21 protein-coding genes are annotated in these 19,505 nt (G+C 54.4%); 7 read left to right on the top strand and 14 right to left on the bottom strand.

Annotated elements, in window-relative coordinates; genetic code table 11:
• Nucleotide 1: 1 nt before the first annotated feature.
• Nucleotides 2–175 (bottom strand): orphan toxin OrtT, encoded by a 174-nt coding sequence (gene ortT / locus KE671_RS14880; RefSeq protein WP_042318948.1) that lies wholly within the window; start codon nt 173–175, stop codon nt 2–4.
• 193 nt (nt 176–368) lie between these two features.
• Between ortT and yncL the strand changes: the two genes are divergently transcribed.
• Nucleotides 369–464, top strand: a complete 96-nt coding sequence (gene yncL / locus KE671_RS14875; RefSeq protein WP_071887673.1) for a stress response membrane protein YncL — start codon at nt 369–371, stop codon at nt 462–464.
• A gap of 120 nt (nt 465–584) precedes the next feature.
• On the opposite strand, the gene KE671_RS14870 is transcribed toward yncL, so the two are convergent.
• From KE671_RS14870 to KE671_RS14840, 7 genes are all read right to left on the bottom strand, one after another.
• On the bottom strand, nt 585–896 hold the full coding sequence (locus KE671_RS14870) for a hypothetical protein (protein ID WP_206163563.1): 312 nt from the start codon (nt 894–896) through the stop codon (nt 585–587).
• Between the two features lie 128 nt (nt 897–1,024).
• The gene (gene patD / locus KE671_RS14865) at nt 1,025–2,449 is read right to left on the bottom strand and encodes an aminobutyraldehyde dehydrogenase (protein ID WP_206163562.1); all 1,425 of its coding nucleotides are present in this window, start codon (nt 2,447–2,449) and stop codon (nt 1,025–1,027) included.
• 21 nt (nt 2,450–2,470) lie between these two features.
• Complete coding sequence (locus tag KE671_RS14860) at nt 2,471–3,277, bottom strand: ABC transporter permease (protein WP_206163561.1); 807 nt, start codon at nt 3,275–3,277, stop codon at nt 2,471–2,473.
• Nucleotides 3,267–4,211, bottom strand: a complete 945-nt coding sequence (locus KE671_RS14855; protein WP_206163560.1) for an ABC transporter permease — start codon at nt 4,209–4,211, stop codon at nt 3,267–3,269. Before KE671_RS14855 ends, KE671_RS14860 begins: the two co-directional genes overlap by 11 nt.
• On the bottom strand, nt 4,212–5,225 hold the full coding sequence (locus KE671_RS14850; protein ID WP_206163559.1) for an ABC transporter ATP-binding protein: 1,014 nt from the start codon (nt 5,223–5,225) through the stop codon (nt 4,212–4,214).
• Between the two features lie 17 nt (nt 5,226–5,242).
• The gene (gene ydcS, locus KE671_RS14845) at nt 5,243–6,388 is read right to left on the bottom strand and encodes a putative ABC transporter substrate-binding protein YdcS (protein WP_206163558.1); all 1,146 of its coding nucleotides are present in this window, start codon (nt 6,386–6,388) and stop codon (nt 5,243–5,245) included.
• Between the two features lie 324 nt (nt 6,389–6,712).
• The gene (locus tag KE671_RS14840) at nt 6,713–8,122 is read right to left on the bottom strand and encodes a PLP-dependent aminotransferase family protein (protein WP_206163557.1); all 1,410 of its coding nucleotides are present in this window, start codon (nt 8,120–8,122) and stop codon (nt 6,713–6,715) included.
• Nucleotides 8,123–8,292: 170 nt separating this feature from the next.
• Here KE671_RS14840 and KE671_RS14835 point away from each other — a divergent pair, with 170 nt between their 5' ends.
• From KE671_RS14835 to KE671_RS14820, 4 genes are all read left to right on the top strand, one after another.
• The gene (locus KE671_RS14835) at nt 8,293–9,696 is read left to right on the top strand and encodes a cytochrome ubiquinol oxidase subunit I (RefSeq protein ID WP_206163556.1); all 1,404 of its coding nucleotides are present in this window, start codon (nt 8,293–8,295) and stop codon (nt 9,694–9,696) included.
• The gene (gene cydB / locus KE671_RS14830) at nt 9,696–10,706 is read left to right on the top strand and encodes a cytochrome d ubiquinol oxidase subunit II (protein WP_206163555.1); all 1,011 of its coding nucleotides are present in this window, start codon (nt 9,696–9,698) and stop codon (nt 10,704–10,706) included. The genes KE671_RS14835 and cydB overlap by 1 nt, the downstream gene beginning before the upstream one ends.
• The gene (locus KE671_RS14825; RefSeq protein WP_206163554.1) at nt 10,706–10,834 is read left to right on the top strand and encodes a DUF2474 domain-containing protein; all 129 of its coding nucleotides are present in this window, start codon (nt 10,706–10,708) and stop codon (nt 10,832–10,834) included. The genes cydB and KE671_RS14825 overlap by 1 nt, the downstream gene beginning before the upstream one ends.
• A gap of 126 nt (nt 10,835–10,960) precedes the next feature.
• Nucleotides 10,961–11,197, top strand: a complete 237-nt coding sequence (locus KE671_RS14820) for a DUF2554 family protein (protein ID WP_206163553.1) — start codon at nt 10,961–10,963, stop codon at nt 11,195–11,197.
• A 1-nt stretch (nt 11,198) separates the two neighbouring features.
• On the opposite strand, the gene KE671_RS14815 is transcribed toward KE671_RS14820, so the two are convergent.
• The gene (locus KE671_RS14815) at nt 11,199–13,160 is read right to left on the bottom strand and encodes a peptidase U32 family protein (RefSeq protein ID WP_206163552.1); all 1,962 of its coding nucleotides are present in this window, start codon (nt 13,158–13,160) and stop codon (nt 11,199–11,201) included.
• A 77-nt stretch (nt 13,161–13,237) separates the two neighbouring features.
• Nucleotides 13,238–13,774, bottom strand: coding sequence for a helix-turn-helix domain-containing protein (locus KE671_RS14810; RefSeq protein WP_206163551.1), 537 nt, complete (start codon nt 13,772–13,774; stop codon nt 13,238–13,240).
• Between the two features lie 91 nt (nt 13,775–13,865).
• Between KE671_RS14810 and KE671_RS14805 the strand changes: the two genes are divergently transcribed.
• Entirely contained in the window at nt 13,866–15,032 is a 1,167-nt protein-coding gene (locus KE671_RS14805) for a benzoate/H(+) symporter BenE family transporter (RefSeq protein WP_206163550.1), read from the top strand.
• Here the strand turns inward: KE671_RS14805 and KE671_RS14800 are convergent.
• Nucleotides 15,009–15,884 carry a helix-turn-helix domain-containing protein gene (locus KE671_RS14800; RefSeq protein ID WP_206163549.1) on the bottom strand — a complete coding sequence of 292 codons (876 nt, stop codon included), beginning with the start codon at nt 15,882–15,884 and terminating at the stop codon, nt 15,009–15,011. The genes KE671_RS14805 and KE671_RS14800 overlap by 24 nt on opposite strands.
• 171 nt (nt 15,885–16,055) lie before the next feature.
• Between KE671_RS14800 and KE671_RS14795 the strand changes: the two genes are divergently transcribed.
• A complete protein-coding gene (locus KE671_RS14795; RefSeq protein ID WP_206163548.1) occupies nt 16,056–16,949 on the top strand; it encodes a DMT family transporter in 894 nt (297 codons plus the stop codon).
• 37 nt (nt 16,950–16,986) lie between these two features.
• Here KE671_RS14795 and KE671_RS14790 read toward each other — a convergent pair whose 3' ends face one another.
• The 3 genes from KE671_RS14790 to tehA form a co-directional block, all read right to left on the bottom strand.
• Complete coding sequence (locus KE671_RS14790; protein WP_206163547.1) at nt 16,987–17,655, bottom strand: DUF3313 domain-containing protein; 669 nt, start codon at nt 17,653–17,655, stop codon at nt 16,987–16,989.
• 156 nt (nt 17,656–17,811) lie between these two features.
• Nucleotides 17,812–18,408 carry a tellurite resistance methyltransferase TehB gene (tehB, locus tag KE671_RS14785; protein WP_206163546.1) on the bottom strand — a complete coding sequence of 199 codons (597 nt, stop codon included), beginning with the start codon at nt 18,406–18,408 and terminating at the stop codon, nt 17,812–17,814.
• Complete coding sequence (gene tehA / locus KE671_RS14780; RefSeq protein WP_206163545.1) at nt 18,405–19,409, bottom strand: dicarboxylate transporter/tellurite-resistance protein TehA; 1,005 nt, start codon at nt 19,407–19,409, stop codon at nt 18,405–18,407. The genes tehB and tehA overlap by 4 nt, the downstream gene beginning before the upstream one ends.
• Nucleotides 19,410–19,505: the final 96 nt, after the last annotated feature.

Genomic DNA, 19,505 nt, shown 5'->3' with positions numbered 1-19,505 from the left:
TTCAAAACAGCGAAAACAACAGTGCGACCGGAAAGCTCATCGGCCAGGTGGCTCCGACCAGAAAGGCGCTCAGAAAGCGGATGCGTTTTTTATCATGCGAGAGAAACCAGGTGATCAGAAAAGCAATCGCGGCCATCACCGCGTAGAACATCAACATTTTTTGGTACAAAGACATTTAAGCGCATCCGGCCAGAAGAATAAAACGCGCGCAATATGCTCCATTTTTTGACACACATCAAGTTTTATCACTTTTAGTCAAACACGTTACCGATTTTTATGACCGCTTACGTTAAGTCCACATTTTGTACTATTGCGGATCGCGAGATGACGAACTATACACAAAGGGGCACTAACAAAGGGTGGCAAAAATGAATGTTTCCAGTAGAACCGTAGTGTTGATCAATCTCTTTGCTGCTGTGGGTCTTTTTGCGCTTATCTCATTGAGATTTGGCTGGTTTATGTAAATTTTGAGTGCTTGCGGCGCAGACAGGCAGAGAGAGTCTCTCTCTGCCTTCGACTGCCGATCTTCCCACTTCCCCGTTATAGCGTAAATGATCCTTAATGTTTACTCATTCGGGATAACTTCAGAGCGGCACTTTCTCATTGACCTCAAACTGAAACACATAGGGATCGGAAAGTAGTTCAAACTGTTCGTCATCGGGATAAGTCACCGCGACGTGATAATCCTCGCCAGCAAAGGCTTTTATCGCCGACAGAGAGTGCCAGTACGTGGCAAGAAAGAAGTGATCCCATTCCCCCTGCCGCTCCCGTCTGACAAATGCTCCAGCATTTCCGTCAATGCTTTGAGAATGTTTCACGCCGGTCAGTTCTAAATGCGTTGCAAATCCATCGCCATGCTGCACGGGGACGCAGCCATGCCAGGTTCTGACAATCATGTTCACTCCATTTAAATTCATTTTTTTTGATTAAAAATTCACAATAGCATACTCTCTTCGTCTGCGGTAAATGAAACAAAAAGCCCCGCACGTGGCGGGGCTCAGCGCTTATTACCCGACATGAGCGGTCAGTGCTTCACCATGACGTGGCGGATCACGGTGTAGTCCTCCAGCCCATAAAGTGACATATCTTTGCCATAGCCCGACAGTTTCTGTCCGCCGTGCGGCATTTCGCTCACCAGCATGAAATGGGTGTTAACCCACGTACAACCGTACTGTAGACGCGCACTGACCCGGTGAGCGCGCCCGACGTCGCGCGTCCAGACCGACGAGGCGAGGCCATATTGCGAATCATTAGCCCATTCCAGCACCTGCTCCTCCTTCTCGAAGACGGTCACGCTGACCACCGGGCCAAATACTTCACGCTGGACAATTGCATCCTCCTGTTTAGCCCCTGCCAGCAGCGTCGGGGCAAAGTAATAACCCGGCCCCTCCACTTTTTTCCCACCGGTGACTACGCTGATATGTCCCAGCGCTTTGGCATCCTCAACGGCTTTGGTAACGCGCTCCAGATGCGCCAGCGAACTTAGCGGCCCCAGCTCGGTCGTTTCCTCCTCCGGCGCACCGATCTTCAGGCTGGCTACGGCCGCCCCCAGTTTCTCAACCAGCACATCGTAAACGCCCTTCTGCGCATAAATGCGACAAGCGGCGGTACAGTCCTGACCGGCATTGTAGAAGCCAAACGTACGCACGCCTTCCACCACGGCATCCACATCGGCATCGTCAAACACAATCACCGGCGCTTTACCGCCCAGTTCCATATGCGTGCGCTTAATCGACGGCGCGGTGTGACTGATAATGTGTTCACCGGTAGCGATGGATCCGGTCAACGAGACCATACGCACCTTCTTGTGACCGGTCAGCGGATCGCCGACCGTTTTGCCTCTGCCGAACAGCACGTTGAGCACACCCGGCGGGAAGATATCCCTGGCATATTGCGCCAGCTTCAGCGCGGTAAGTGGTGTGATTTCTGACGGTTTGAGCACCACACAGTTACCGGCCGCCAGTGCGGGCGCCAGTTTCCACGCCGCCATCATCAGCGGATAGTTCCACGGCGCGATAGAGGCGACAACACCCACCGGATCGCGGCGAATCATTGAGGTATGCCCCTCCAGATATTCCCCTGCCGCCAGACCGTTCAGGCAGCGTGCGGCACCGGCGAAAAAGCGAAACACATCAACAATCGCCGGGATCTCATCATTGAGCGCGCAGTGTAGCGGTTTACCACAGTTGCGCGATTCCAGTTCAGCAAACTCCTGTGCATTCTGCTCAATGACATCCGCCAGTTTTAGCAGCAGCTCGCTGCGTACTTTCGGGGTCGTCTGTCCCCATTCGCTAAACGCACGGTCGGCGGCGAGGACGGCCGCATCCACCTGCGCGGGAGACGCTTCTGCAATTTCCAGCAGCACCTCGCCGGTGGCAGGGTTATAGACGGGCTGCTTTTCACCTTCACCCTTGACCAGCTCGCCGTTAATCAGTAACAGATGTTGCATAGCATTTTCCCATGTTGTTGTTTATTTACCGTTTCCGGCGACGCTGTCGCCTTCACGCGTGAGCCACCACGCCCCCAGAATCGGAATGGTTGTGACCAGCATAACCAGCAGTGCCACGACGTTCGTCACCGGTACGTCGCGCGGTCGCCCTAACTGATTGAGTAACCACAGCGGCAGCGTCCGTTCATGACCGGCAGTAAAGGTCGTGACAATGATTTCATCGAATGACAGCGCGAACGCCAGCATTCCCCCGGCCAGCAACGCCGAGCCCAGATTTGGCAGCACGACATAGCGGAAGGTTTGCCAGCCGTTAGCGCCAAGATCCATAGAAGCCTCCACCAGGCTCCATGAAGTGCGACGAAAGCGGGCTATCACGTTGTTAAACACCACCACCACGCAGAACGTCGCGTGACCGACCACAATCGTGAAAAAACCCGGGTCAAGATTGACCGTCTTAAACGCGGTCAGTAGCGCCAGACCGGTGACAATCCCCGGTAAGGCAATCGGTAACAGCAGCAACAGCGAAATGGCATTTTTACCGAAGAAATCACGCCGCCAAAGCGCCGCTGCCGCCAGCGTGCCAAGCACCAGCGCAATCGCCGTCGACAACGCGGCAATTTTTAGTGACAACGTCACCGCATCCAGAATATCGCTACGCTGCGCGGCAACGCTAAACCAGCGTAGCGTCAGTCCCTGCGGTGGAAAGCTAAAGGCCGCGTCCTCGGTATTAAACGCATAGGCCGCGATGAGCAGAATCGGGAAGTGCAGGAAAATAACCCCGCCCCAGGCCGCCAGTTTGAGGAAAAACGGTGCGCGCTCAGAGTGCATCGAACGCTCCCAGGCGTTTCACGAACGCCAGATAAAGGGCAATCAGCACAATCGGTACCAGCGTAAACGCCGCCGCCATTGGCATGTTGCCAATCGCGCCCTGTTGGGAATAGACCATGTTGCCGATGAAATAGCCCGGCGGCCCCACCAGTTGCGGCACGATGAAATCACCCAGCGTCAGGGAAAAGGTGAAGATCGAACCGGCGGCGATACCAGGGATCGCCAGCGGCAGAACCACATGGCGGAAGGTCTGACGTGGACGAGCCCCCAGGTCGGCGGACGCCTGTAACAGCGACGGTGGCAACCGTTCCAGTGCGGCCTGAACCGGCAGGATCATAAACGGCAGCCAGATGTAGACGAACACCATAAAACGCCCCAACCCTGACGTTGAAAGTGTGTTACCCCCTATCGCCGGTAGCGTCAGCAGGCTGGTTAACAGAGGTTCTAAGCCGAGATGGACCAGAAACCACTGCGCCACACCATCTTTCGCCAACAGCAACGTCCAGGCATAGGCTTTGACAATATAACTCGCCCACATCGGCAGCATGACCGCAATATAGAAAAACGCTTTCATCTTACCGCTGGTATAACGCGCCATGTACCATGCCATCGGAAACGCCAGAATCGCGCTGGCTATCGTCACCGCGATCGCCATCATCAGCGTGCGAAAAATGATGTCGTAGTTGGCGGGATTAAACAGCGCGCGAAGATTGGCAAGCGTCAGGTCCGGCGTCACCGACATCGTGAAGTCGTCAAAGGTGTAAAACCCTTGCCACAGCAGCGTCAGCAGCGAGCCAAAGTAGACAATACCAAACCACATCAGCGGTCCAAGCAGCAGCAAAAACAGCCACAGTCCGGGATGACGCCAGAAAAAGCCGGTGATTTTACTCACACCGCCAGGCCGTGAAGGCGTGGAAAGCACGTTCATTGCCATTCACCTCTCCTCGACCAGTGGCACCATGACCTCGCGCGGCCATGACACCATCACCGGCTGGCCGGGTGCGAGCGTTGTTTCAAAAGGTTCTCCCGTCTGATTGGCCTGACTGACCAACAGCTTTTCGCCGCCGGTAAGCTTGAGCTCAAAACGGGTCGCGGCCCCTTGATACTGCACCGCCTGAATCACTCCCTGAGCCTGGATCTCGCCAGCCACATTGAGCCGGATATGCTCCGGACGTAGCGAGTAACTGCCCGTCATTCCGCAAACATTTGCGGCCATCGCCGGATCAAAGACGTTCGATGTCCCGACGAAGCCCGCCACAAACGGCGTGCGCGGACGCATGTATAGCTCACGCGGTGAATCCACCTGCTCAATGCGTCCGTTGTTAAAGACCGCCACACGATCGGACATCGACAGCGCTTCGCCCTGATCGTGAGTCACGAAGATGAACGTGATCCCCAGCGACTGCTGGAGTTTTTTCAGCTCCAGTTGCATCTGCTCGCGCAGCTTCAGATCCAGCGCGCCGAGCGGTTCATCCAGCAACAGCACACGCGGTTCGTTGACCAGCGCCCGGGCGATCGCCACCCGCTGACGCTGACCGCCGGAAAGCTGTGACGGCTTGCGCTCAAAGACAAACCCCAACGCCACCTTCTCCAGCGCCTCGCGAGCCCTGGCATGGCGCTGTTTCTTATCAACGCCTTTGACCATCAGGCCATAAGCGACATTGTCGAGGATCGACATGTGGGGAAACAGCGCGTAATCCTGGAAAACGGTATTCACATCCCGCTCCCAGGGCGGCAAATCGCGGGCCTGCTTGCCAAAGATGGCAATCGAACCGCCGGAAAGCTGTTCGAATCCGGCAATCAGCCGCAGGCAGGTGGTTTTGCCAGAGCCGGAGGGCCCCAGCATAGAGAAAAATTCACCGTCTTTAATCGCAATACTGACGCCATCGACCGCCCGCACGTCACCGTACAGGCGCGAGACGTTGTCAAACTCCACTGCGTACGTCATAAATCACCCCAGTGACGTTAACGACCACCCATGATGGCGATGTAATCCTGCGTCCAGCGACTGTACGGCACGAACTTACCCCCTTCCGCGACAGGCGTTTTCCAGAAGGCAATTTTGTCAAAATAGCGGTAGCCATTGGTTTCACAGCCTTTTTCGCCCAGCAACGTACTGGCTTTGCAGCCTTCAGCCACCACCGGTAGCGATCCAAACCACGCGGCCACATCGCCCTGTACTTTGGGTGTTAACGACCAGTTCATCCATTTGTAGGCACAAACAGGGTGTTTCGCTTCGCTGTGCAGCATGGTGGTATCGGCCCAGCCGGTGACGCCCTCTTTCGGGAACACGGTGCCGATGTGTTGTCCTTCGCCTTTCAGGGCGTTCGCCTGATACGGCCAGGCGCTCGAGGCCACGACGCCCTCATTTTTGAAATCGCTCATTTGTACCGTGGTGTCGTGCCAGTAACGGTGAATCAAACCATGCTGATCGCGCAGGACTTTCAATACCGCCTGATACTGTTCTTCGGTGAGTTGATACGGATCCGAGATCCCCAGTTGCGGCTGGGTGGCTTTCACAAACAGCGCCGCATCGGCAATGTAAATCGGTCCGTCATAGGCCTGAACGCGGCCTTTGTTGCTTTTTCCGTCCGGAAGGTTTTGTTCAACGAACACCACGTTCCAGCTGTCTGGTGGCGTCGGGAAGGTTTGCGTGTTGTACATCAGCAGGTTCGGCCCCCACTGATACGGCGTGCCGTAGACTTTTCCCGCCACGTTGAACCAGTCGCCGTTGACCACACGGGGATCGACGTTTTTCCAGCCAGGAATAAGCGCCGTATTAATCGGCTGCACGCGTTTTCCCATGATCAGACGTAACGAGGCATCGCCAGAGGCGGTTACCAGATCGTACCCGCCTTTCGCCATCAGACTGACCATTTCATCCGATGTCGCTGCCGTTTTAACGTTAACCGCACAACCGGTCTCTTTTTCGAATTGCGTCACCCAGTCGTACTGTTTATCGGTCTGACCGCGTTCGATATAACCCGGCCAGGCGATAATATCCAGGCGGCCTTCGCCCTCGCCTAAAGCGGTAGGCGGTTCGGCGGCGTGCGCGGTCATCAGCGTCATACTGAGCGCGCACAGGCTGCTGCGGGCAAATTTCTTGCTCATAAGATCTTACTCCTGTCGCAAAATATTGAGCGGCAGCCATGCCGTAAATATATGTCCTTTCCTAAAAATAGTCGGCGCGTCGTCAGCGCACCTCCCGGCACGAGGAAATTTAATCAGGTTGTGACATAACGCGCATTACGCCCCGGCGTGCGGTATTGCGCAGTTATCTTCTGGAGTATAGACAAGGGGTTAGCTGACGAGGAGGAAAAACAAAAGCTATTGATATTTCCTATGATGCTCTGCGGGAAATAAAATCGTACGGTTCTTGCTGATATTTTCTAAATAAGAACGCGCTATTCTTTTATATAGAATCGCGCGTATGTTTTATTTCATCAGGGCGCGAATAAGTTGCCCCAGTTGTTTTACCGCGGCTTCTTCACGTTCTCCCCAACCCCATGCGGTATTGAAGCGGAAAAAGCGTTTCCAGGTGTCTGAGGTCGAGAACATTTTCCCCGGTGCGATGCTGATATGGTGAGCCAATGCCTGCGCGGTCAGTTCACCCGCATCCAGAGATTCCGGCAGTTCGAGCCAGAGAAAATAGCCGCTGTTGTTGTGATGTATTTTGACTTCCGCAGGGAGATGACGCAAAAGCGTTTGCCATGCCAGCTGTTTACGTTCTGCCAGTTGCCGCCGCAGGCGGCGCAGATGGGCATCATAGCGGCGTGTGGAGAGATAATCGACCAGCGCCAGCTGCATCGGTGAACTGGTGGAGAGCGTACTCATCAGTTGTAAACGCTGGATCTGGCGGGCATGTTTGCCTGCGGCAACCCAGCCAATGCGAAAGCCTGGCACCAGACATTTGGAAAACGACGAGCAGTGCAGCACCTTGTCAGCCCGATCCCACGCTTTGGCTGGTAATGGTTTCTCCCGACCAAAATAGAGTTCGCTGTAGACGTCATCTTCAATCAACATCACGTTATGGCGATCGAGTATCTCAACCAGACGCGCCTTTTTCTCCGGACTGAGGGTAAAGCCGAGCGGGTTCTGGCTGTTGGTCATCAGCCAGCATGCTTTGACCGGATACGCCTGCAACGCCTGCTCCAGCGCCGCGAGGTCGATTCCCTCTTTCACGTCAGTGGCAACCGACAGCGCTTTAAGGCGAAGTCGTTCCAGCGCCTGTAACGCACCGTAGAAACAAGGGTTTTCGACAATCACCCAGTCACCCGGTTCAGTCACCGCCTGCAGGCTCAGGTTAAGCGCCTCCAGCGCCCCGGCGGTGATGACAATATCATCAGGCGAGACGGTAATGCCCTGTAAGGCGTAGCGACGGGCAATGGCGTGGCGCAATTCGGCGTTACCTGGCGGCAGATTCTCAATCACGCTCATCGCGGTTGCGGTTCTGCTCACCTGTGCCAGGGAACGGTTCAACTGCTGGAGGGGAAATAGACGCGGATCGGGAAATGCAGAGGCAAACGGCATCACCGACGCATCCCGGCTGGCCTGTAGCATCTCGAAGATATAGGTGTTGATATCTACCGCTTCGTCGCGTATCACCTGGGCCGGTTGCACCGTTGTCTGGTGAACCGGGCGCGGCGCAACATAGTAGCCGGACTGAGGGCGCGCGATGATCCGTCCCTGACTTTCCAGCAGCTGATAGGCGTGCCCGACGGTCATAAAACTCATCCCGCTGCTGACCACCTGCTCACGCAGAGACGGCAGACGATCGCCTGGTTGCCAGACGCCAGAAGCGATCTGCTCACAGAGTTGTTCAGCCAGTCTCTGATACTTTTTCATCGTTACTCTCTTGCGAGTCAAAACATGTGGACTCACGCAGTGTATATCAGTAAGTAAAATTCTCAACACTTTGGTAACTGTTATGGTTTTAAAAGCCCCTACTGTTTCTGATACTGAAATCGTCAAAGACTTAAAATTGCGCTGAATCAATTTTTGCTGTGGAGCACTGCATGTTCGGTCTTGATGCGTTTCATCTGGCAAGGATCCAGTTCGCCTTTACGGTTTCCTTCCACATTATTTTTCCGGCGATTACTATTGGCCTTGCCAGCTATCTTGCGGTGCTGGAAGGCCTTTGGCTTAAAAGCAAAAATCCCGTCTGGCGCTCGCTCTACCAGTTCTGGTCGAAAATATTCGCCGTTAACTTTGGTATGGGCGTGGTGTCCGGTCTGGTGATGGCCTACCAGTTTGGTACCAACTGGAGCGGGTTTTCCGAGTTCGCCGGCAGTATCACTGGGCCATTGCTGACCTACGAGGTGCTCACCGCGTTCTTCCTGGAAGCCGGGTTCCTCGGTGTGATGCTGTTTGGCTGGAACAAGGTTGGCCCCGGATTACACTTTTTCTCCACCTGTATGGTTGCGCTGGGCACCATTATTTCCACCTTCTGGATCCTCGCGTCCAACAGCTGGATGCAGACGCCGCAGGGCTATGAAATCGTCAACGGTCAGGTCGTGCCGGTGGACTGGTTTGCGGTTATTTTCAACCCTTCATTTCCTTACCGCTTGCTGCACATGTCGGTAGCGGCGTTTCTGAGTAGTGCGCTGTTTGTTGGCGCGTCGGCTGCCTGGCATTTGCTGCGCGGAAACAACACGCCTGCCATTCGCGCGATGTTCTCGATGGCGCTGTGGATGACGCTGATTATCGCTCCCCTTCAGGCGCTTATTGGCGACATGCATGGTCTGAATACGCTAAAACACCAGCCTGCCAAAATTGCCGCCATTGAGGGCCACTGGGAAAATCCACCGGGAGAACCGACTCCGCTGTTGCTGTTTGGCTGGCCGGACATGGAACAGGAACGTACCCGTTATGGACTGGAAATCCCGGCGCTGGGTAGCCTGATCCTGACGCACAGCCTGGATAAACAGGTTCCGGCGTTGAAAGAGTTTGCGAAGGAAGACCGCCCAAACTCGACGATAGTCTTCTGGTCGTTTCGTATTATGGCAGGCCTCGGCATGCTGATGATCCTGCTTGGCGTATGCGCCCTGTGGTTGCGCTATAAACAGCGCCTGTTTACCTCGCGTCCTTTCTTGCGCTTTGCCTTATGGATGGGGCCGTCCGGACTTATCGCGATTCTGGCCGGATGGGTAACAACCGAAGTAGGCCGTCAGCCGTGGGTTGTCTATGGCCTGCAACGCACTGCGGATGCGGTCTCCGCCCACGGCGACCTGCACATGAGTATTTCCCTGCTGGCGTTCTTTGTCGTCTATAGCGCCGTCTTCGGCGTGGGTTACAGCTACATGATCCGCCTTATCCGTAAAGGGCCGCAGGACATACTTTCTCCCACACCGCCAACCGGCACGCCTGCCAGACCGCTGTCTGCTGCCGTCCTCGATTCTCAACATGAGGCACACCGCTAATGGGTATTGATTTATCAGTCATCTGGTTCGTCATCATCGTCTTCGCCACACTGATGTACATCGTAATGGACGGATTTGATTTAGGTATTGGCATTTTGTTTCCCGCCATCCGCGATGCCCGCGATCGCGACGTGATGGTGAACAGCGTGGCCCCGGTCTGGGATGGTAATGAAACCTGGCTGGTTCTCGGCGGTGCCGGGCTGTTCGGCGCGTTTCCGCTGGCCTATGCGGTGATTATTGATGCCCTGACTATCCCACTGACGCTGATGCTTATTGGACTGATTTTTCGCGGCGTCGCCTTTGAATTTCGCTTCAACGCTACGCCCGCTCATCGTCCGTTCTGGGATAAAGCCTTTCTCTGCGGTTCGATTCTGGCGACATTCACTCAGGGCGTGGTAGTGGGTGCGGTGATCAACGGTTTTACCGTCACCGGTCGCCGTTTCAGCGGCGGACCATTTGACTGGTTCACCCCTTTCACCCTGTTCTGTGGTGCAGGACTGGTGGTCACTTACGCGCTGCTGGGTGCCACCTGGCTGGTGATGAAAAGTGAAAATCCGTTGCAGGATAAAATGCGCGTCGTGGCGAAAAAGTTGCTGCTGGTGATGCTACTGGTAATTGCGACGATCAGCCTGTGGACCCCACTGGCGCACCCGGCGATAGCGGAACGCTGGTTTGCGCTGCCTAATCTGTGGTTCCTGTTGCCGGTTCCGCTGCTGGTGGCGACGATTGGCTTCTGGCTATGGCGAACGCTTAACCAGCAACACAGCCACGCACGACCTTTTGTGTTGACCCTCGGACTGATTTTTCTCGGCTTCAGCGGACTGGGGATCAGTATCTGGCCGCATATTATTCCGCCATCCATTACGCTCTGGCAGGCGGCCGCTCCCGCGCAAAGTCAGGGCTTTATGCTGGTCGGCGCGCTACTGATCATCCCAATTATTCTGGTTTATACCTTCTGGAGTTACTACGTGTTTCGCGGCAAGGTTCAACATGGCGAGGGGTATCATTGATGCAACAATCTGTCTGGAAACGCCTGATGTGGCTGGTCATCCTCTGGGGCGGCAGTGTGCTTACGCTGGCGGTCACAGGAATGTTCTTTCGCCTGATCATGACGGCGGCGGGATTTAAATCTCACTAACTGCACCGGGTAAGCTCCAGGCTTACCCGGCGCTGACAAATCTTTTGCATTAACTTGAATAATTGAATAATAACCAAACGAAAGTGTTGGCATCATTCCCACAAACCGCAACCAGAGAGTGGCATCATGTTTCCAAAAACGTTATCGGTTATTTTGCTTACCTGCGCGTTGTTTTCCGGTCAACTCATGGCTGGACATAAAGGTCATGAATTCCTGTGGGTCAAAAATGTGGATCATCAGTTGCGACATGAAGCGGATAGCGATGAGCTGCGTTCCGTGGCAGAGGAGTCTGCTGAAAGCCTGCGCGAGCACCATGACTGGCAAAAATCACGCAGGCCGGAGAGCCACTTGCCCAGGCCTTAACTTAACCTCCGCGCTTCGGCAGCGTTTTCATCAGCTCTTCCGGGCTGACGGAAGCCACCACGCTGCCGGGTTGCGGCATCTTCAGAATGTGATGTTTGATTTTACCGATCACGTGCATTTCGCACGGGCGGCAATCAAATTTCAGCGTTAACACCTCATCGCCGTTGACCAGTTGCATCGGCGTCGCCTTCCAGCTCTTGATATTGCCTTTCGCCTGCTTCGGGCACAGATTAAAGGCAAAGCGCAGGCAGTGCTTGGTGATCATCACCGGCACATCGCCCTTTTCTTCATGTGCTTCATAGGCCGCATCAATTAACTGTACGCCATAGCGATGATAAAACGCCCGTGCCTTATGATTGTAAACGTTGGCCAGAAAACTCAGATGCGTTTGCGGGTAAACCGGTGCAGGTTCAGACACGGGCTTGCGAACGCCGCGCGAGTAGCTTGCAAGACGCGCGGCGTCCAGCATCTCCACGGCTTCCCGGCGGAACGCATTAAGCAGGCTGTTCGGTACAAACAGGGCACCGGGCAGATTCACTGCAATTTCGCGAGCGTAATAGATCGTCTGGCCCAGTTTTGCCAGTCCATCCTTCAGGCCGTTCAACGCTTTTTCAGCATTGTTGGCCTCATCAAAGAGTCCATCCAGCGTATGGGTGATACTGACGCCCTCTTCACTGGTCAACGTCAGGATCAGCTGTTCCTGCCAGCCGCCCAGTTCAATATCCACCGCCACCCGACGCTCGCTTGAGGTTTTGGTTAACGCCTGCTGCCAGTTGTGATCGAGATTGCGGTTCAGCGGATGGTGTGGGCGCAGTTTATGCAGATCGGCGGGCATCTCATTCGGCCAGACTCGGTAGCGATGATGTCCCGTTTTTTCGACCGTATTGGCGCGAAAGCCCACAACATCACGTTTGATCAGGACGTTAAGACCATCGCCGTTCGCCAGCGGTTCGCTGACCTCAACGTCGAGGTGATCTTTCGCCACATTCAGCACTTCACCGACCGGCAGGCCGATAAACTTTGGCGAATCAAACGCGCCGATATCCCCTTTACGTGCATTCACAAAGTAGTCGGTACTGCCGCGATGAAAGGTTTTATCCGTTGACGGGGTAAAGAAATGTTCCGTGCGTCCGGCGGAAGCCCGCGCCAGGTCATCGCGCTCTTCAATGATGGCATCCAGCATCTGCCGATAGTGGGCGGTGATATTCTTCACGTAGCTCATGTCTTTGTAACGCCCTTCAATCTTGAAGGAACGCACACCGGCGTCGATAAGCGCCCCCAGGTTAGCCGTTTGATCGTTATCTTTCATCGACAGCAGATGTTTTTCATACGACACCACCCGCCCCTGATCGTCTTTCAGGGTGTACGGTAAGCGGCATGCCTGCGAGCAGTCGCCACGGTTGGCGCTACGCCCCGTTTGCGCATGCGAAATATAGCACTGTCCCGAATACGCCACGCATAGCGCCCCGTGGACAAAAAATTCGATGGTGGCATCGGTTGACTGATGAATGGCCTGAATCTGCTCAAGACTCAGTTCACGCGCCAGCACGATCTGCGTGAATCCCACATCAGCGAGAAATTTGGCCTTCTCCACGCTGCGAATATCGCACTGGGTGCTGGCATGCAGTTCGATGGGCGGGATGTCGAGCTCCAGAATGCCCATATCCTGGACGATCAGTGCGTCAACGCCGGTCTGGTAGAGATCGGTAATCAGCCGCTGTGCGGGCTCCAGTTCATCATCGTGAAGAATTGTGTTTAGCGTGATAAAAATTTTTGCGCCATAGCGATGGGCAAACGGCACCAGTTCGGCGATATCTTTCAGGCTATTGCTGGCATTATGACGCGCTCCAAAGCCAGGACCACCAATATAGACGGCATCTGCACCATGCAAAATGGCTTCGCGGGCAATGGCGGTATCACGTGCCGGGCTTAACAATTCAAGGCGATGTGGAGACGGGCGCATAGCGTTGTTTTATCCAGTAGCAGCAAAATGGCGGCTATTGTAGTCAGAAGCGCCGCTTTGCGAAATAGTTTTCCCGCTTAACTGCGTGGGTAATGGATGAGCGAATGAAAATGCACGCTCTGTTCGCTGCGGTTGCGATAAGCATGCGCCTTGTCACCGGCAAAGCGAACCCCTTCTCCGGCCCTGACAACGCGCCATTGCTGATCAATACACATCTCCAGTTCGCCTGCGATCACCACCACATGTTCAATAACACCGGCTTCATGCGGCGTGGATTCACTGAGCGCGCCAGGCGCCAGCAAAATTGAAAAGTGATCAAAGCGCAGCACTGGATCCCACGGGAACAGTGGCGTCACGACCATCGCCTGCTCTTGCGGGTCAAACGTCGGCAGCGGCTCAGATTCCGGAGGCGAAATAAAGGTAGAGAACGGCACATTCAGCCCGGTAGCAATCTTCCATAACGTCGCAACCGTGGGACTGGATTCGTTGCGCTCAATTTGCCCGAGCATCGCTTTTGACACACCGGTAGCCTCGGCCAGGCGCGATAAGCTCCACTCACGCTGTTTACGTAATGTCTTTAAGGTGTTCGCCAGATAGTGCGTCAGGTTGTCCATTGATATCCTCCCAAAATATCAGCTTACCACTTGTACGTTATAACGCCCAGATGCTAAATTGAATGACCGTTATAACGCACAAGGAATGCTGATGCGTTCGTTTTCCATACCGTTACCCACACTGCTATCAGGCTTTGTCGCCGTACTGGTGGGCTATGCCAGCTCTGCGGCCATCATCTGGCAGGCCGCGATCGCGGCGGGTGCCAGTACGGCACAAATTGCCGGCTGGATGACCGCCCTTGGCATCGCGATGGGTGTCAGTACGCTGCTCTTAACGCTCTGGTATCGTGCGCCGGTATTAACGGCATGGTCAACGCCCGGCGCCGCGCTATTGGTGACAGGACTTCAGGGACTGACGCTGCCAGAAGCGATTGGCGTGTTCATCATCGCCAATGCGCTGATTGTGTTGTGCGGCGTGACGGGATTATTCGCTCGCCTGATGCAGGTCATCCCCCATTCGCTGGCGGCGGCCATGCTGGCCGGGATTTTGCTTCGCTTTGGCTTGCAGGCATTTACCAGTCTCCAAGACCAGTTTCTGCCTGGTGGCGGTATGCTGCTGGCATGGTTGATTCTGAAGAGAATTGCGCCGCGCTATGCGGTGATTGCAGCACTGATAGCTGGCGCGATCGTTGCGCCATTAAAAGGTGACGTTGTCACATCATCATTCGCGTTGGCCCCGGTATTCCCCACTTTTATTGCCCCGCAGTTTTCCCTGGCTCACAGTCTGGGCATTGCCGTACCGCTCTTTCTGGTGACAATGGCGTCGCAGAATGCGCCCGGCGTAGCGACCATGAAGGCCGCAGGCTACCATGTCCCGGTCTCACCCCTGATCATTGTCACCGGCGTGTTAGCGCTACTGTTTTCTCCCTTCGGCGTCTATTCCATCTGCATTGCCGCCATCACCGCCGCGATTTGTCAAAGTCAGGAGGCCCATCCGGATGCAGATAAACGCTGGCTGGCCGCTGCGGCCGCCGGTGTGTTCTACCTGTTGGCCGGCATTTTCGGTAGCTCAATTACCGGGATAATGGCTGCCCTACCGGCGAGCGGCATCCAGATGCTGGCGGGACTGGCGCTGCTGGGTACGATTTCGGGCAGTCTGTATCAGGCGTTGAATCATGAAGGTGAACGTGACGCCGCCGTGGTAACCTTTTTGGTGACCGCCAGTGGGCTAACGCTGTGTGGAATTGGTTCGGCATTCTGGGGGCTGATCGCAGGGGGGATCTGCTACACCGTGTTAAGGCTGGCGCGACGCGCGTAACTGCGATGGCGTTTTCCCGGTCACCTGCTTGAAACGATTACTGAAGTGACTTGGTGAACTGAATCCACAGGCCAACGCAATCTCCGTTAACGGACGCTGTGAATGACAGACCAGTTGCTTTGCCACTTCCATCCGGCGCTGCATCACATACTGATGCGGCGCCATTTTCATTGACTGGCGGAACATTCGGGCAAAATGAAATTCGCTCAGCGCGGCTTCATAGGCCAGATCGGCAAGCGTCAACGGCTCCGCGAGATGGGCGTCGATATAAGCCAGCACATTGCGCAACGTCGCTGGCGCGAGCCCACCCGTTACCGTCGGCAATCGCCACTGCACGTTGCTGTAGTGCTGAATCATGTGGGTCATCAGAAGCGACGACGCGGCGCTAAGCGTCAGATGATTCGCGGGCTGGTGCCAGTCGTTACCCAGTAAAAACTGTCGATAGACCGCCGTAATTCCTGGATCGTTGCCAAATGTCCGTTCATCCAGCGTAAAACGGTAAGGGCTTTTATCCCAGACTTTTTCTCCGACTTCACGCAGATGCGCGTCAGTACAGTAGAGATGTACGAACGAGAGGTCGTCCCGGATATCCCAGGTAGATTCACTCTCTTTAGGCAGCAGACAGAAGCGATCCGGGCCGCCACCATTTTTCCAGCCGGAAGGCGTTTTCTGATAACTCTCGTAGCCATCTGCCACATACAGACTGAGCGTGTGATGATCGCAATACTGCGTGATGGTATCGCGCTTGTTCGACCATGCCGCCAGTTGGACGCCCGAACGCAACTCGACCGACTCCTGTAACACGGCATTGTGTTGACTCAATTTTTCAAAAGCATCGTAAGACCGGGTCATACCACCACATTAACGCTGTTGTTCAGGCATTCAGTCTATCGCAGGTCACTGCGGTTACCACCCGCCCGACGGAAAAAAGCGCAAGATTTTGCAAGTATCCCGCAAACCGATGAAAGCGGGTCGCCCCTGTAATCTGCGACAGTCAGTCATTGAGTATGAAGGGAGAAAATAATGAATGTACTGTTATATTGTCTGGTCGTGGTGATCTGGGGAACCACGTGGATCGCCATTTATTTACAGCAAGGCCCGGTTGCCGCACCGGTCTCGATTTTCTGGCGTTTTGCGGTGGCAACAGCGTTAATGATGCTGATTATGCTGGTACGTGGAAAGCTACGAACGCTATCGTTTCGTGATCATCTGTTCTGCCTGCTGCAAGGGAGCTGTATCTTCTGCTTCAACTTCTGGTGTTTTTACACCGCAGCGGCCTGGATCAATACCGGCCTGGAGTCGGTGATTTTTTCCATGGCGGTGCTGTTTAACGCAGTGAATAGCTTCTTTTTCTTTGGACAAAAACCCCCGTTGCGTTTTTACTGCGCCGCCGCGTTGGGCCTTACCGGCATCGTCACCCTCTTCTGGCAGGATCTGATGAACAGCGGCTTTAGCGGATCGCTGCTGCTGGGCATCGGTCTGAGCGCGTTGGGGACCTTTGGTTTCTCACTGGGAAACATGATAAGCCTCCGGCATCAGAAAAAAGGTCTTGAGGTGATGACCACAAACAGTTGGGCCATGCTGTATGGCACGCTGCTCATTGCAACGATTGCGCTGCTGCGAGGGGATAATTTCACCCCAGAATGGACTTTCAGCTATCTGGGCGCCCTGCTGTATCTGGCGGTTTTCGGATCGGTCGTCGCCTTCGCTGCCTACTTTACGTTGGTGGGAAGAATTGGCCCGAGCAATGCCGCGTACAGTACGCTTCTGTTTCCATTGGTCGCGCTGTCATTTTCCACGGTTTACGAAGGCTATATCTGGCAGATGAATGCAGTGGCAGGACTGGTTCTGATTCTGGTGGGAAATCTGGTGATGTTTGCGCGTCCACCGGCACTTTTGCACCGCCGGACGGCGTAATTGCAAAACGCGCCATCGAAACGATGGCGCGTTGCCATTATTTCCTGTTGATATCAAACATGGTGGCGTCCGTCGCCATATCATCCACAACCTGTTTCAGGTTCTCGAATGCCATCGGCGTGTTCTGGTTGTTCAGATCTTTGCCTTCGCCCTGACGGACAACCTTAATCACCGGTTTATTGGTCGCCGCGTCGATTAACTCGCCTTCAAAGTAGAGATGGGTGTCCATGGAACGGTGACCGGTAGCCATCTGTGTTCCGGCAACGACCAGCGCCACCGGCACGACTTCATAGAACTGTAGCCCTTCTTTACTGGTATCGACACCGGTAATCGCACCGCGGAATATCAGACTGCGTGGGCCAGGCGTGGTCACCAGTGGCTTACGCTGACTGACCGCCGTTTTCAGTTTTGTATCGGTGTAACTCTGCAACTGATCTAACACCTTCTGCCCGACCTGGGTGGTTGGCTTCGGTGCGGGATAGTAAGTCACCGGATTCCAGACAATATTGTCATAGTTGCTTTCGCTATAGTTGGGGTCGACCCAACGCAGTACCGGATGCCCGGTTGCGGATTTTGTTTCCTGAAGACCGGAATAGTCTTTTAAAAACCCAGAGTATTTATCCGGCTGTGTGACTTTTGAGGCACAGCCTGATAAGGCCAGTAAACCAGTAAGCACTGCAACTTTAAATAAAGTATGAGTACGCATGAATCGATCCCTTAGAATTTGCAGATATGCAAATGGAATAATAGCAAAGGGAAATTATCTGCGTTGAATTAAAAATGGCACCTACAGCACATTTTGCTCGAGGCGCCCACATTTAAGAAAAATGCTGGGCGCAGAGGGGGTTAGCGGGATATCTACTTACGCTGTTTTACGCGCTAACAGCGTGGCAAAACGCAGTTTAATACGATTACCGTTTGCATCTGTACGATGCAATTCACCGACATCCTCATTATATTTGAGTAATTCCCAACCTTCGTAATAACGACGAAGCTCCCCTTCTTTAAACGCAAACGGGAAACCGACCGTGCACGGGAAATCGTCCGTATCCATCGCGGCGACAATCAGGTTATAACCGCCCGGCTTTGTGCAGCGCTGCATATTATCAATCAACCCAGGAATGGTTTTTGCTTCAAGGAACATCATTACCACGGTGGAAAGAATAAAATCATATTCCCCCTCAAACGTCAGCGCGTTGAGATCCACCACCTTCGCCTGGAGATTATCCAGCCCTTCAGCCGCTTTGATACGCTCGACGTTGGCGATGCTCATCGGGTTTTTATCCCACGCGGTCACGTCATAACCCTGCGCCGCCAGATACAGACTGTTACGCCCATTGCCACAACCTAGATCCAGCGTTTTTCCCGGTCTGACGATCTTCACCGCCTCAAGAACATCAGAATGCGTGCGGGTTAAATCGTATTTTTCAGTGAAGTAATTTTCGTCACGAAGGGTCATTTTTTATCCTCAGATTTCAGTAATGCCGCACGTTCGGTGCGAATGAGCAGTTTTCCCTGTACCAGCAGTGCGAACGTGCGTACCAGCAATAATGCGATGATAACATTGGTAAAGATGAACAGTGGCAATGCCAGCGTGTGAAAAAAACCTGACGTGTTGGCGTGGCCGAGATGCAATCCGGTGGTCGCCAGCGCCGACACGCCGAACGAGAAACTCCAGAATGAGGCGTTAAACGGTTGCGACAAATACCAGGGCATCAGCCGGAGCATAAACAGCAGTTGCAGCAGACCGTAGCCAAACAGCATTTTCGCCAGCGTGTCGCCCTCACCGCCATTGACGCTCAGCCAGGCGCTACAGGCCACCAGCGCAGGCGCAAGTTGGATCCCAAGCGAGGTCCGCATGGCTGCGGGTAATTCACCGGCACTGCGCAGACGTTGCAGGATGACCGGTTCCAGGCTCAGCCAGGAAAAAACACCAGCCCCTAAAAAGACCAGTCCGGCATCGGTATACCCTAATGCGCCGCAGGCCATCGCGCTGATAAAGTTGTTAGCGACCGTCGGTAAATAGAGTCCTGGCGTTGTTGCCTCTTGTGGATGCGACCCGCGCCACAGTCCGGCGGTCTGCCACGCAGCATAAAGCAGTTGAATGACGACCCCAATGCTGAACAGGCCAATCGCCAGCGGACGACTCCACGGCACAAAGCCGATCGCCACCAGCATGGTGGTGGCCGGGAACAGACTGACAAAACTGCTCATCACCGGATGGCGAATCTCGGCGATCACACTGTGCGGGAAACGAATCAGACGCGTGATAAACGACAGCGTTAATAGTCCCCATATTACCATCGCCAGAATCACCAGACCGTCGCCGAACCACTGGCTGACAGGCCAGATTTGACTGGCATAACGCCAGGCAAACCCCATTCCTATCGTCCCCAGGACCATGCCAAAGTAGCCGGCGGGAAGATTCAGCACACGATCGCCACGCTTACTGTTACTCATTTTGTTTATTCTTTAAAGTATATTTGAAATGCATTTTATGGAATTTCATCTGTTTTAGCCAGTGCCGCAGAATTTGCTACGGTTAGAGTAAGTGAC

This window comes from Citrobacter amalonaticus, assembly GCF_018252635.1.
In the GTDB taxonomy this organism is placed as follows: domain Bacteria; phylum Pseudomonadota; class Gammaproteobacteria; order Enterobacterales; family Enterobacteriaceae; genus Citrobacter_A; species Citrobacter_A amalonaticus_E.
The sequence above is the reverse complement of the archived record's forward strand: the minus strand, read 5'-3'. Positions and strand labels throughout refer to the sequence as shown.